The organism is Sphingomonas sp. SDUR79, from assembly GCF_056821745.1.
On record NZ_JBPDIN010000001.1, the window covers coordinates 3,179,608 to 3,192,294 of the forward strand.

The 12,687-nt window shown below is 66.8% G+C and carries 11 protein-coding genes and 1 tRNA gene; 8 read left to right on the forward strand and 4 right to left on the reverse strand.

Annotation, left to right across the window (positions count from 1 at the left end; genetic code table 11):
* Positions 1-11: 11 nt before the first annotated feature.
* Complete coding sequence (locus ACRYLO_RS15670; protein WP_482661014.1) at positions 12-335, forward strand: antibiotic biosynthesis monooxygenase family protein; 324 nt, start codon at positions 12-14, stop codon at positions 333-335.
* Entirely contained in the window at positions 332-1,648 is a 1,317-nt protein-coding gene (locus ACRYLO_RS15675) for an MFS transporter (RefSeq protein WP_482661015.1), read from the forward strand. The genes ACRYLO_RS15670 and ACRYLO_RS15675 overlap by 4 nt, the downstream gene beginning before the upstream one ends.
* Here the strand turns inward: ACRYLO_RS15675 and ACRYLO_RS15680 are convergent.
* Positions 1,599-3,893: a CDC48 family AAA ATPase gene (locus ACRYLO_RS15680; protein ID WP_482661016.1), complete on the reverse strand. Its 2,295-nt coding sequence runs from the start codon at positions 3,891-3,893 to the stop codon at positions 1,599-1,601. The genes ACRYLO_RS15675 and ACRYLO_RS15680 overlap by 50 nt on opposite strands.
* A 420-nt stretch (positions 3,894-4,313) precedes the next feature.
* On the opposite strand from ACRYLO_RS15680, the gene ACRYLO_RS15685 reads away from it, so the two are divergent.
* Complete coding sequence (locus ACRYLO_RS15685; RefSeq protein WP_482661017.1) at positions 4,314-5,204, forward strand: LysR substrate-binding domain-containing protein; 891 nt, start codon at positions 4,314-4,316, stop codon at positions 5,202-5,204.
* A gap of 59 nt (positions 5,205-5,263) precedes the next feature.
* Here ACRYLO_RS15685 and ACRYLO_RS15690 read toward each other — a convergent pair whose 3' ends face one another.
* Positions 5,264-7,570: a DNA translocase FtsK gene (locus ACRYLO_RS15690; RefSeq protein WP_482661018.1), complete on the reverse strand. Its 2,307-nt coding sequence runs from the start codon at positions 7,568-7,570 to the stop codon at positions 5,264-5,266.
* An 85-nt stretch (positions 7,571-7,655) separates the two neighbouring features.
* Between ACRYLO_RS15690 and ACRYLO_RS15695 the strand changes: the two genes are divergently transcribed.
* Both ACRYLO_RS15695 and ACRYLO_RS15700 read left to right on the forward strand, forming a co-directional pair.
* Positions 7,656-8,873, forward strand: a complete 1,218-nt coding sequence (locus ACRYLO_RS15695) for an FAD-dependent monooxygenase (RefSeq protein ID WP_482661019.1) — start codon at positions 7,656-7,658, stop codon at positions 8,871-8,873.
* Between the two features lie 36 nt (positions 8,874-8,909).
* The gene (locus ACRYLO_RS15700; RefSeq protein ID WP_482661020.1) at positions 8,910-9,203 is read left to right on the forward strand and encodes a hypothetical protein; all 294 of its coding nucleotides are present in this window, start codon (positions 8,910-8,912) and stop codon (positions 9,201-9,203) included.
* Between the two features lie 63 nt (positions 9,204-9,266).
* Here the strand turns inward: ACRYLO_RS15700 and ACRYLO_RS15705 are convergent, their stop codons facing one another.
* Positions 9,267-9,887 carry an LON peptidase substrate-binding domain-containing protein gene (locus ACRYLO_RS15705; RefSeq protein ID WP_482661021.1) on the reverse strand — a complete coding sequence of 207 codons (621 nt, stop codon included), beginning with the start codon at positions 9,885-9,887 and terminating at the stop codon, positions 9,267-9,269.
* Complete coding sequence (locus ACRYLO_RS15710; protein WP_482661022.1) at positions 9,884-10,795, reverse strand: tetratricopeptide repeat protein; 912 nt, start codon at positions 10,793-10,795, stop codon at positions 9,884-9,886. Before ACRYLO_RS15710 ends, ACRYLO_RS15705 begins: the two co-directional genes overlap by 4 nt.
* A gap of 190 nt (positions 10,796-10,985) precedes the next feature.
* Here ACRYLO_RS15710 and ACRYLO_RS15715 point away from each other — a divergent pair.
* The 3 genes from ACRYLO_RS15715 to ACRYLO_RS15725 all read left to right on the forward strand — a co-directional run bounded on the left by ACRYLO_RS15715 (position 10,986) and on the right by ACRYLO_RS15725 (position 12,651).
* Positions 10,986-11,060: transfer RNA gene (locus ACRYLO_RS15715), tRNA-Gly, on the forward strand.
* Between the two features lie 300 nt (positions 11,061-11,360).
* Positions 11,361-11,816, forward strand: a complete 456-nt coding sequence (locus ACRYLO_RS15720; RefSeq protein ID WP_482661023.1) for a DUF2147 domain-containing protein — start codon at positions 11,361-11,363, stop codon at positions 11,814-11,816.
* A gap of 34 nt (positions 11,817-11,850) precedes the next feature.
* Positions 11,851-12,651: a DUF72 domain-containing protein gene (locus tag ACRYLO_RS15725; protein ID WP_482661024.1), complete on the forward strand. Its 801-nt coding sequence runs from the start codon at positions 11,851-11,853 to the stop codon at positions 12,649-12,651.
* Positions 12,652-12,687: the final 36 nt, after the last annotated feature.

Here is a 12,687-nt window from a genome sequence, read left to right on the forward strand (position 1 = left end):
TCCTGAAACCCATGGAAAATCCGCGCACAGGGCAGATCGCCGTGATCTTCGTCTCGCAGCGGACGGGCGCGGAAGAGGCGGAATATGGCGCCGCCGCCACCGCGATGGCGGAGCTGGCAGCGGTGCAGCCGGGCTATGCCGGGGTCGACAGCGTCCGCGATGCACAGGGTCTGGGCATCACCATCAGCTATTGGACCGATGACGCCAGCGCGATCGCGTGGCGCGATCATCCCGAACATGCCCGCATCCGCGAGATGGGCCGGGCGCGCTGGTATGACTGGTATACGCTGGAGGTGACCCGGGTCGAACGCGGCTATCGCTGGAGCCGGGCATGACATCGCCGCGGATCGACCGCACCTTCGCGATCCTGTTTGCCGTCATGTTCGTGATCGCGGCCGGCAATACCGCGCTGCAATCGGTGCTGCCAGCGCTTGGGCGCTCGCTCGGCGTGCCCGACAGCGCGGTGGCGGCGGCATTTTCGGTGTCGGCGTTGCTGTGGACGCTGGTCGCGCCCTTCTGGGCCAATCGGTCGGATCGCTATGGGCGGCGCAAGATGGTGTTGCTGGGCCAGGTCGGGCTGACCGCGTCCTTGTTCTTCTGCGGCCTGTTCCTAGCGGCCGGGATCAATGGCTGGATCGCGCCGGTGACCGCCTTTGCCTTCTTTGTCGCCGCGCGGATGCTCTATGGCGGGTTCGGATCGGCGGCGCCGCCCGCGATTCAGGCGATCGTCGCGTCGCGCACCAGTCGGGACGAGCGAACCAAGGCGCTGACCCTGCTTGGCTCGGCGTTCGGGCTCGGGACGATCCTGGGTCCGGCGATTGCGCCCTATCTGGTGCTGGGCGATTTGTGGCGGGGCGGGCCGACGATCGGGCTGGCCGGGCCGGCCCTGATCTTCAGCGGGGTCGCGCTGGCGATGCTGTTCGCGGTCGCCCGGCTGCTCCCGCGCAATGTCGATGAGAGCATCAGCCATGGCGCGGCGTCGAGCTATCCGTCGATCGGTGGGCAGGCGAGCGGAGCGAGCGTGACCGCGGCAACGGCCGCAGCGGCCGAGCCGATCGGATTTCTCGACCCGCGTGTCCGCGCCTGGATGATCTGTGGCCTTGTGCTGGGCCATGCCCAGGCCATGGCGGGGCAGGTGATCGGGTTCCTGATCATCGACCGGCTGGGGGTCGCGCCGCTGGAGGCGATCGAGGCGACGGGGCTGGTGCTCATGATGGGCGCGGGGTCGGCGCTGTTGGTGCAATGGGGGATCATCCCGCTACTGGGGCTCAACCCGCGCCAGTTGATGCTGATCGGATTGAGTTTGAGCGCGGTCGGGTGCCTTGCCACCGGTACCGCGACCTCGCTGTACGGCATCGCTACGGCCTATGCGCTGACGACGATGGGGTTCGGCTTTTCGCGCCCCGGTTTCACGGCGGGATCGTCGCTGGCCGTGCCACAGGGCGCGCAGGGGTCGGTCGCGGGGAAGGTCACGTCGATCAACGGCGCGGCGTTCATCCTTGGCCCGTCGATCGGCGTTGCACTGTATGGTGGATGGCGGCCGCTCCCCTATCTGGTCGCGGCCGCCGCCCTGGCAGTGCTGGTCGTCTATGGCTGGTTCAGTCTTCGGACGAGCGAGTCCGCCCCTGCAGCATCCCCGGAGCGATAAAGCCGATCGGGTTCAGCGACACCGCGTCCTGCTTCATCTTCGAGACGATCTGCGCATATTCCTGCTCCATCTCCGGCGTGACGGTGGCGCGCGAATCGGCCAGCGCCGTTTCGAAATGCGCCATCGTTACCTGCGTCGCGGGTGGCCGTTCGCGCAGCGCGGCAAGGCCGGCGCGCCGGGCGACGTCCTCCAGGTCCGCGCCGGTGAAGCGTACGGTGCGGGCGGCGACCGCAGCGAGATCGACATCGTCGGCAAGCGGCATCTTCTGAGTCTGGATCTTGAGGATGCGTTCGCGCCCGGGGGCGTCGGGCACACCGACATAGATCAGCTCGTCGAGTCGGCCGGGACGCATCAGCGCGGGGTCGATCAGGTTCGGCCGGTTGGTCGCGCCGATCACCACGACCGACTGTAGCTCCTCCAGCCCGTCCATCTCGGCAAGGATGGTGTTGACCACGCGCTCGGTCACCTGCGGCTCGCCCATCCCTGATCCGCGCGCGGGGACGAGCGAATCGAGTTCGTCGATGAAGATGACGCAGGGCGCGACTTGGCGTGCGCGCGCGAACAGGCGGGCGATCTGCTGCTCGCTCTCACCATACCATTTGGACAGGAGGTCGCTCGACTTGGTGGCGATGAAATTCGCCTCCGCCTCGCGCGCGACTGCCTTGGCGAGCAAGGTCTTGCCGGTACCGGGCGGGCCATAGAGCAGGAAGCCCTTGGCCGGACGGATGCCGAGGCGACGGAACGCATCGGGATCGCGCATCGGCAACTCGACGCCCTCCTTCAACCGCATCTGCGCATCGTCGAGGCCGCCGACATCCTCCCATTTAATGTTCGGCTTTTGCACCATCACCTCGCGCATCGCGCTCGGCTGGACGCGCTTCAATGCCTCAACGAAATCCTCGCGGGTGACGGCGAGGGTTTCGAGGACGTCGGCGGGCACGGTTTTGTCGCTGAGGTTGAGGCGCGGCATGATCCGGCGCACCGCCTCGATCGCTGCTTCACGCGCGAGCGCCGCGATGTCCGCGCCGACAAAGCCGAAGGTGGTGCGGGCGAGCTCGTCGAGATCGACGCGCTCCTCGATCGGCATGCCGCGGGTGTGGATGCCGAGGATCTCGCGGCGACCGCGCTCGTCGGGGACGCCGACGATGATCTCGCGGTCGAAGCGGCCGGGGCGACGCAGCGCCTCATCGATCGCCTCGGGCCGGTTGGTCGCGGCGATGACGACGATGTTGGCGCGCGCCTCCAGCCCGTCCATCAGCGTCAGCAGCTGGGCGACGAGGCGCTTTTCGGCCTCGCCCGACACCTGGCCGCGCTTGGGCGCAATCGAATCGATCTCGTCGATGAACACGATCGAGGGGGCGTTTTTCGCCGCCTCCTCGAACACGTCACGCAGCCGCTTTTCCGATTCGCCATAGGCCGACCCCATGATTTCGGGACCGTTGATCAGGAAGAATTGCGCGTCCGATTCGTTGGCGACGGCGCGGGCAAGGCGGGTCTTGCCGGTGCCGGGCGGCCCATGGAGCAGCACACCCTTGGGCGGATCGACGCCGAGGCGCTGGAACAGTTCGGGATAGCGCAGCGGCAGTTCGACCATTTCGCGCAGCTGGTCGATCGTCGCGGCCATGCCGCCGATATCGTCATAGGTCACGTCGGCGCGGCGCAGTTCGCGTGCTTCCTCGAACTCGTTGCGCAGCTCGATCTCGGTCTCGGCATCGATATGGACGATACCGCGCGGGACGGCGGAGACCACAGTCAGGCGAATCTCCTGCAGCGCATAGGCGGGTGCGCGCAGATGCTGGAGCACGTTGGGCGGCATGTCCGACACGCGCTGTTGCCCGACGGTCGAAATGGTGTCGCCCTGGCACAGCGGACGGCCAAGGAAGGTGCGGCGGAGTGCATCGCCCGACCCTTCGAGTCGCAAGTCGCGGCGGGCGGGGGCAAAGATCACGCGAGTCGCGGGGCGCGACTCGGCCTTGCGCACCTCGACGAAATCGCCCGATCCGACTCCGGCATTGGCGCGCTGAAGCCCGTCGATGCGCAGCAGCTCCAGCCCTTCATCTTCGGGATAGGGATAGACGGCGCGCGCCGGGGTGGTGCGCTTGCCGATGATCTCGACCACGTCACCCTGTTGCACGCCGAGCGCGTCCATCATCGCCCGCGGAAGATGCGCTAGGCCGCGGCCGCTGTCCTCCGGCCGTGAATTGGCGACCTGCAGCTTGCGCGTGTCTGATTCGGTATCGGCCATCGGCTCTCCTTTCGCCCGTCGGGGGGTGACGCGCAGATAGGCAGCCGGTTCCGTGTCGGCTAGAGTTAGGGTGAGACGGCAGCGGGCCGATCCGCCACGCGGCCACCCAGCGCTAGCATGCTATGGGTCGCCGGGTGGGGGAGCGGGCCGGTGCCGGACCCTTGCCAACGCAAAACGCGCAAAAAAAAATGGGCCGGTCCGAAGACCAGCCCTTTGGAAGGTTTAGGAGAGGATGCCTGAAAGGCACGTCCTATGTGCAGTGCGGCGAGTTTTTGTGCAAGTGCGAAGAGCGTTCGTTGCGATTGCAGATTCTGCAATCTGTAACATTCGCGGATTACTGCCGATGACAAAGGTGTCATGCTTCCGACACCTGCGGGAATGAGTTGCAATATGCTACGCTGCACCACAGAAATATAAGCGATGCGCAGGCTGCCGCCCCTCACCGCCATCGAGGCGTTTGTCCAGGTCGCACGGCTGGGATCGGTGAAGGCCGCGTCGGAGGAACTGGCGCTGTCTTCGCCCGCGCTGAGCCGTCGCGTGCAGGCGCTGGAGCGATTCATCGGCAAGCAATTGTTCGAGCGGCGGCATCAGGCGATGAAGCTGAATGCGGAGGGCGAGCGGTTGCTCGGCCTGATCGCGCCGGCGCTCGACACGATGAGCGACGCCATTGAGAGCATGAACAGCGGGACCGAGGTGCTGCGGCTGCGCCTGGGAACGCCGTCGCTGTTCGCGAGCCAGCGGCTGTTGCCCTACCTCACATCGTTGCGTGCGGTGCATCCGCAGCTTCATCTCGATATCGATACCGGCGGGCATGGCATGTCGCGGCTGGGCGACGGGCTGGACGCGGCGATCGTGCTGGCGCGCGATATCGAGCCGACCTTGTACGGGCGCCGACTCGACCGCAACCGCATCCGCCCGGTGGCGGCGCGGCGGCTGGCGCATGGGCCAGAGGCGATCGGGCGGCCTGAGGAACTGGCGGGCTATTCGATTCTGGCGCATCGCGACATGGCCGACAGTTTCGAGATCTGGCGCACGGCTTTGGGCCTGCCCGACCTGGAGCCGGTATCGATCGACCTGTTCGATTCGGGATCGTTGCTGCTGGAGGCGGCGGCGCAGGGGGTGGGGATCGCCTTCATGCTCGATTCGCATCGCATCGATCCCGACGATCCGCGCATCGGGACGCTGTTCGGGGAACCGAGCGTCAAGAGTCCGTACAGCTACTGGTTCGTGTGCCGCCCGCGCGCGCTGGAGCAGCGCCCGGTGAAGCTGTTCCACGACTGGCTGATCGGGTTGTTCGATATCGAGGGTTAGGGGGCCAGCGATCGGCGGCCGCTGAGCGGCGCGAGATGCTTGGCCCTTCGGGCCCGAATCTAGAGCGGCCGCCCGTCCTGATCCATCAGCACCTCGCGCCGGCCGACATGGTCGGGGCGCGAAACTAATCCGTCCTTTTCCATCCGTTCGACCAGCCGCGCGGCGCTGTTGTAGCCGACGCGCAGCTGGCGCTGGAGCCATGACGTCGATGCCTTCTGGCTCTCCGCGACCAGCTGCACCGCGCGGCGGTAGAGCTGTTCTTCCGGCGAATCCTCGCCGGTCGGGGCGCCGTCGAGGGCGAATTCTCCGCCCTCCGGCTCTTCGGTGACGGCGGAGATGTAATCGGGTGCGCCTTGCGAGCGCCAGTGATCGGCGACCGCCATCACCTCTTCGTCGCTCACGAACGGGCCGTGGACGCGGGCGATCTGTTTGCCGCCGGGCATGTAGAGCATGTCGCCCTTGCCCAGCAGCTGTTCGGCGCCCTGTTCGCCGAGAATAGTGCGCGAATCGATCTTCGACGTGACGTGGAAGCTGATGCGGGTCGGCAGGTTCGCCTTGATCACGCCGGTGATGACGTCGACCGAGGGGCGCTGAGTCGCCATGATCAGGTGGATGCCGGCGGCGCGCGCCTTTTGCGCCAGGCGCTGGATCAGGAATTCGACTTCCTTGCCCGCGGTCATCATCAGGTCGGCGAGTTCGTCGACGATGATCACGATCTGTGGCAGCGGGTTGAGGTCGAGCGTTTCTTCCTCGTACAGCGGCTTGCGCGTTTCGGGGTCGTAGCCGACCTGGACCTTGCGGCCGAGCTTTTGCCCCTTGGCGAGCGCCTGACGCACCTTGTCGTTGAACGACCCGAGCGAGCGGACATTGACCGACGCCATCATGCGATAGCGTTCCTCCATCTGCTCGACCGCCCATTTGAGCGCGCGCACCGCCTTGGGCGGGTCGGTGACGACGTCGGCGAGCAGGTGGGGGATGTCCTTGTACATGCTGAGTTCCAGCATCTTGGGATCGATCATGATCATGCGGCACTGGTCCGGGGTGAGCCGGTAAAGCAGCGAGAGGATCATGCAGTTGAGGCCGACCGACTTGCCCGATCCGGTGGTGCCGGCGACGAGCAGGTGGGGCATGGGGGCGAGATCGGCGATGACCGGATCGCCCGCGATATTCTTGCCGAGCACGATCGGGAGCTGCGCGCCCAGATCCTCGAACGTCTCGCTGCCGATCAGTTCGTGGAGCGACACGGTTTCGCGCTTCACATTGGGCAGTTCGATGCCGATGACGCTGCGGCCGGGGATCGTCGCGACGCGGGCGGAGACCGCGGACATGTTGCGCGCGATATCGTCGGCGAGCTGGACGACGCGGCTGGCCTTGATGCCCGATGCGGGCTCCAGCTCGTACATCGTCACCACCGGGCCGGGGCGGACTTCGACGATCTGGCCCTTCACATGGAAATCATCGAGCACCGATTCGAGCAGGCGGGCATTGCGCTCGAGCGCCGCCTTGTCGATCGCTGCGGTCCCGCTCCTGGTCGGCTCCTTGAGCAGTTTGAGCGGGGGGAGCTGGTAGGTGCCCTTGAAATCCAGGGTCGCCTGGACCGGCTTGGCCTTGGGCGGAGCAGGGGCCGGCGTGCGGTCGGCGATGACCGGGCCGGGGCGTTCGTCGGGCAACGCCACTTTGCGCGGGCGCGGTGCGGCGGGGGTGAAGACGTCGTCGGCATCGTCGATGTCGGTGTCGAACGGCAGCGCGCCAACCGCCTCGCGCTGGGGCTTGCGCGGCAGGCGGATATGCTGGCGGAAATCGAACTGCACGCTGCGCGCCCACAGGATTACGCCGCCGATGCCGAGGGCCAGCCCGACCGCGCGCACGCCCCAAAGCGTGACGGTGGCGTCACCGCTCAGCCCCAGCAGCCCGCGTACCGCGCTGATGACGGCGAGGCCGAACAGCCCACCCCATCCGCCGGGCAGCTCCATCACCGCCACGCTGGAGATCGAGGCGAGCGCCGCGCCCATGAGGGCAACGCCGCCGAGTGCGCCCAGCAGCATGCGCCGCCAGTTCCCCGCCCCCTCGCCGCGCCACAGCCGCAGGCCGATGATGATCCCTACGGGCGCGAGCAGCACGATCGGCAGGCCACCGATCGCGAGCAACAGGTCGGCGAGCCAGGCGCCCGGCTGACCCAGCAGGTTGCGTGCGGGGCCGCCGGCCGCCGTATTGAGCGAGGGATCCTCGCCATTATAGGTCCCGATCGCGAGCACGGCGGCCAGCGTCAGCGCGAACAGCGCGATGGCGCCGATCAATGCCCCGCTCCGTCGTGCTCCTGCCCGCATCGTGTCACGCCACAGCATCGGCTGCGCCCGGCTCGCCATCATTCCCACCCGTGTTCGATAATCGTTCTAATCATCCCCCTTGTGGACTCTGGCGTCAAGGCGAGCGAGCGCCTAACTGCGGGATATGACCCAGGCAGACCTTCTCATTCTCGGCGGCGGACTGGTCGGGAGCGCGCTTGCCGTGGCGCTCGACGCGCATGGCATCTCCAGCATCGTGATCGACACCGCGGACCCGGACGCGATCCTCGCCGCCAGCCATGACGGGCGCGCATCCGCCATCGCCGCCGCGCCGTTGCGGATGCTGGAGGCGATCGGGTTGGCCGACGATCTGGCGGGCAAGGGGTGCCCGATCGAGAGCATCCGCGTGTCGGATGGCCTCAAGCCCGGCAAGCTCGATTTCGACCCGCAGGAGGGCGAGGGCGCGCTCGGCACGATGTTCGAGAATCGCGACCTGCGCCGTGCGCTGATGGCGGCGGCACAACGCGCGCCGCTGGCCGATGTGCGGATGAAGACCCGCGCGCTGTCGGTCGCGCGTGATGCAACTGGCGTCACCGCGACGCTCGATTCGGGCGCGACGGTGCGCGCGCAATTGCTGATCGGGGCGGAGGGGCGCGCCTCGCCGACGCGCGACGCGGCGCTGTTGCGGGTGGCGCGCTGGAATTATGACCATGCGGCGATCGTGACCTCGCTGCATCACGAGCATAGCCACGAGAACACCGCGTTCGAGATTTTCTATCCGCAGGGTCCGTTCGCGATCCTGCCGCTGCGTGATGACGCCAACGGGCATCGCTCGGCAATCGTCTGGTCGGTGAAGCGCAGCGAAGAGGCGGGGATGATGAAGCTGTCCGAACGCGGCTTCCTTGCCGAGGCGGACAAGAAGATGGGCGGGTTCCTCGGCAAGCTCGGGCCGCTGGGGCCGCGCTTCAGCTATCCGCTCGGCTTCCACCATGCTGCGAAGATCACGGCGGAGCGGCTGGCGCTGGTCGGCGACGCGGCGCATGGCATCCACCCGATTGCGGGGCAGGGGGTCAATGTCGGCTTTCGCGATGTTGCCGCGTTGGTCGAGGTGCTGGTCGAGGGGAAACGGCTGGGGCTCGACATGGGCGATCCCGCGTTGCTGACCCGCTACGAACGCTGGCGCAGCCTCGACACGATGATGGTCAGCATTGCCACCGACGCGCTGACGCATCTGTTCGGGCTTCCCGGCGGCGCGGCGAACGCGGCGCGGCGGTTTGGGTTGTCGGCAGTGGACAAGGTGCCGACGCTCAAAAACTGGTTCATGGCCGAAGCCCGCGGCGAATCGGGCAAGGTGCCGCGGTTGTTGCATGGGGAGATGGCTTAGGTGGCGTCGCGAGATGTGCGGCGCGGCGGTGCAATTGTGCTGCTGCTCGGAATAGCGGCAATTTCGGTGGGTAACTCGCCGCCCGCCCCTCTAGCGGAAGGACCTTTTGACAGCATCGCTCTGGCGGTGAAAGCGGCCCGCAAATGTGGCATCGAAGAGCTGAGATTGGAGGTCCGCGCAGACTTTACGCGGATGTTTTATGCCGGTGACCCGGAGCCAAACGCCGGGAATGGCGGCCTGCTTTGTTTGGCACGATGGCAGCGTGAAAATGCGGAGCGCCTCTCGCTTTCCAAGCAATGGTTTCAGTACGGCTACGGACCACGCAGGTAGGCTTCAGCCAGACTTCAAAAGCCCCGTCCCGGGTCAAGCCCGGGACGACGAGAGGGGGGCGGTCTACTGCAACGTCCCCTCTTCCCCCTCATGCCGCCCGAAAAACTGCATGAGCTGGATAATCAGCTCGGCGCGGTCGGCGATCGTGTCGGCTTCGAGCAGTGCCTGTTTCGCGGCGGGGTCGAAGGGGGCGATCTGGGCGATGCCGTTGACGAGGTTCTGATCGTCGAGCCGCGCGACCGCTTCCCAGTCGACCGCATAGCCCTGAGTCTCGGCGAAGCGGCGCGATTCGAGTTCGAGCGCGGCGCGCGCGCCCATTGAGAGGGTTTCATCGACCGGGTCGGCGATCAGCTCGGCCTCGACCTGGCGGAACAGCGTCGTTACCTCCAGCTCGCGCAGAATGCGGAAGCGCGACAGCCCTTCCAGCACGACATTGTACCGGCCATCCTCCATCGCCTCGACATCGGCGATGCGGCCGACACAGCCGATCTCGAACAAGGGCGGTTTCTCGCCACCCCCTTTGGGCTGAATCATCGCGATGCGCCGGTCGCGGGCGAGGCTGTCATTGACCATCGCCCGGTAACGCGGCTCGAAAATATGCAGCGGCAAATGCATGCCGGGGAACAGCAGCGCCCCGGGGAGCGGGAAGATCGAGAGGCGCGTGCCGGTCGCCAATGCGGTCATCCGAACAGGATCGCGGAGAGCTTGCGGCGCTGCGCCGAGACCCAGGGGTCTTCAAGCCCGACCGCTTCGAACAGCTTGAGCAGGCGCGCGCGTGCGGCGCCGTCGTTCCATTCCCTATCCTCGGCGATCAGCGCGAGCAGCGTGTCCGCGGCGCTCTGACGGTCGCTGCCCATCAGCGCGCCGGCAAGGTCGTAGCGCGCCTCCATGTCGCCGCTTGCGGCCTTGGCGCGCAGCGCGCCGAGTTCATCGTCACCGGCGGCAGCGGGCGCCTCCTGCGCCAGGCTCAGCGCGGCGCGGGCGCGCTCGACCTCGGGCAGCTTGGCGGCCTCCTCGGGCAGGGCGGCGAGCACGGCGGCGGCTTCGTCAAGCCGGGCCAGCGCAGTCAGCGCGCGGACGCGGCCGGCGACGGCCTGTGCACTGTCCGGCGCGATTTCGGCGATCTGTTCGAAAATCGACAGCGCGCGTTCGGTCTCACCGCCCGCCAGCACCTCTTCGCCCATCGCCAGCAGCGGTTCGAGCTCGGCGGCCTGCACCGCGGCGTCGCTTTCGACCGGGATCTGGCGCAGGATCTGGTCGAGCATCGCCTTGAGCTGTCCCTCGGTGCGCGCATTGGTCAGGTCGGCGATCGGCTGGCCCTGGAACATCGCATAGACGGTCGGGATCGACCGCACCTGGAACTGCGCGGCGATGAACTGATTCGCATCGACATCGATCTTGGCCAGCATCACGCCCTTGTCGGCATAGTCGGCGGCGACCTTGTCCAGCACCGGTCCCAGCGCCTTGCACGGGCCGCACCATTCCGCCCAGAAATCGAGGATGACGAGCTTCGTCATCGACGGTTCGACGATGTCGCGACGAAATGCCTCGACGGCGTCCTTGTCGGCGGCGGAAAGTCCAAGCGTGGCCACGGCGAATCCCTTGTCGTTCGAGCAATGCGGTACGCCCCTATTTGGGCGTTCGTGGGCTCAGGGCCAACCCCCTGAGCCGGAATCGCGAATCCTGCAACTTCCCCCTTGCAGCCCCCGGAACCCGCTGCTAGAGGCCGCCACCTTGCCCCGCCCCCTCGGCTTCCCGAGCGGGCACATATGGCGCCAGAGAGCGGGCGTAGCTCAGGGGTAGAGCACAACCTTGCCAAGGTTGGGGTCGAGGGTTCGAATCCCTTCGCCCGCTCCAGTCGCCGCGCTGTGATAGCGTGGATCTTCGTCAGATCGGGCCCGTCAGAACCCTCGAGTATTTTGCTGGCCCTCCGCGCAATAGCGCTGCGGGCGTGGTTCGAATCCCTTCACCTGCTCCAGTTGCCGCGCAGCAACTGCGCCCCTTTCGATATGTGGCACATGGGTGTTCGCGAACGCGCCGTTTCGCAAATTGCCTCCTTCCGGCCCTTTTCGTGCCGGGTCACGTACCTAATTATCTGTTCAAACAGGATTTCAGCCGCGTCAGGCGCGGCCTGTATGGATGATTGGAGTTTAGACCATGACGATCGAGGGACCGGTGCGGCGCACGGCGCGTCCGCGGGCATGGATGATGGCGGTGGCCGGGCTGGCGATGCTGGCCGCGCCGCTGGGCGGCGCGAGTGCCGCCGGCAATGGCGTCAAGCAGCTCGTATCGAGCGAATGGCGCAACCCGAGCAACAGCGTGCATATCCGCATCACGCCGTGTGGCGGCGAGCGCGTGTGCGGCACCGTGATCTGGGCGAGCGAGAAGGCCAAGGCCGATGCGCGCAAGGGCGGCACGGAGAAGCTGGTCGGCGCGAACCTGTTTCGCGAATTCCGTCAGGTTGAGCCGGGCAAATATAAGGGCCGGGTGTTCGTGCCCGACATGAACCGCACCTTCAGCGGCCAGATGCGGATCGAGGGCAATGCGATGATCGGCAAGGGCTGTGTGCTCGGCTTCATCTGCAAATCGCAGACCTGGACGCGTATTTCGTGATGTGAGGCGGGCGGCGGCGCGCTAAGCACGCGGCATGACGCACGCTCCTATTCGCACCGGCATTGGCGGGTGGACCTTCGAACCGTGGCGCGGGACCTTTTACCCTGAAGGTCTCACGCAGAAGAAGGAGCTGGAGTTTGCCAGCCGCCAGCTGGGCGCGATCGAGATCAACGGCACCTATTATTCGGGGTTCAAGCCCGCGACCTTTGCCGGATGGGCGGCGAGCGTGCCCGAGGGGTTCGTGTTTGCGGTCAAGGCGTCGCGCTATTGCACCAACCGCAAAGTGCTGGGCGACGCGGGTGAGTCGATCGCCAAATTCGTGGGACAGGGCATCATCGAGCTGGGCGACAAGCTCGGCCCGATCCTGTGGCAGTTCATGGCGACCAAGAAGTTCGACGCGGCGGATTTCGGTGCCTTCCTGAAGCTGCTTCCTGCGTCTCACGACGGAGTGACGCTGCGCCATGCGGTGCAGGTGCGGCATGAAAGTTTTGCGGTGCCGGAGTTTGTGACGATGTGCCGCGAAGCGGGCGTTGCGATTGTCTATGCGCACTCGCCCGAATACCCCGCGATTGCCGACGTGACCGGCGATTTCGTCTATGCGCGGCTTGAGTCGGGGGAGGACGATAACCCGCTTTGCTATCCCGAGCCCGAGCTGGACCGCTGGGCGGAGGTGGCGAGATGCTGGGCGTCGGGCGGACGGCCAGCGGGCCTGCCCTATATCGAGGATCGCGATCCGCCCGCGACGCCGCGCGAGACATTCGTCTTCCTGATCCATGGCGGCAAGGTGCGCGCGCCCGCCGGGGCGCAGGCATTGGCGACACGGGTGCGCGGCTGACCGCGACCGGCGCGCAGGCTGCGCCTCCCGCAGCGT

What these genes read in the sequence shown, in the direction of transcription:
- ACRYLO_RS15670 (WP_482661014.1), top strand. Translation starts at nt 12, where the DNA reads ATGGAAAATCCGCGCACAGGGCAGATCGCCGTGATCTTCGTCTCGCAG.
- ACRYLO_RS15675 (WP_482661015.1), top strand. Translation starts at nt 332, where the DNA reads ATGACATCGCCGCGGATCGACCGCACCTTCGCGATCCTGTTTGCCGTC.
- ACRYLO_RS15680 (WP_482661016.1), bottom strand. Translation starts at nt 3,893, where the DNA reads ATGGCCGATACCGAATCAGACACGCGCAAGCTGCAGGTCGCCAATTCA.
- ACRYLO_RS15685 (WP_482661017.1), top strand. Translation starts at nt 4,314, where the DNA reads ATGCGCAGGCTGCCGCCCCTCACCGCCATCGAGGCGTTTGTCCAGGTC.
- ACRYLO_RS15690 (WP_482661018.1), bottom strand. Translation starts at nt 7,570, where the DNA reads ATGGCGAGCCGGGCGCAGCCGATGCTGTGGCGTGACACGATGCGGGCA.
- ACRYLO_RS15695 (WP_482661019.1), top strand. Translation starts at nt 7,656, where the DNA reads ATGACCCAGGCAGACCTTCTCATTCTCGGCGGCGGACTGGTCGGGAGC.
- ACRYLO_RS15705 (WP_482661021.1), bottom strand. Translation starts at nt 9,887, where the DNA reads ATGACCGCATTGGCGACCGGCACGCGCCTCTCGATCTTCCCGCTCCCC.
- ACRYLO_RS15720 (WP_482661023.1), top strand. Translation starts at nt 11,361, where the DNA reads ATGACGATCGAGGGACCGGTGCGGCGCACGGCGCGTCCGCGGGCATGG.
- ACRYLO_RS15725 (WP_482661024.1), top strand. Translation starts at nt 11,851, where the DNA reads ATGACGCACGCTCCTATTCGCACCGGCATTGGCGGGTGGACCTTCGAA.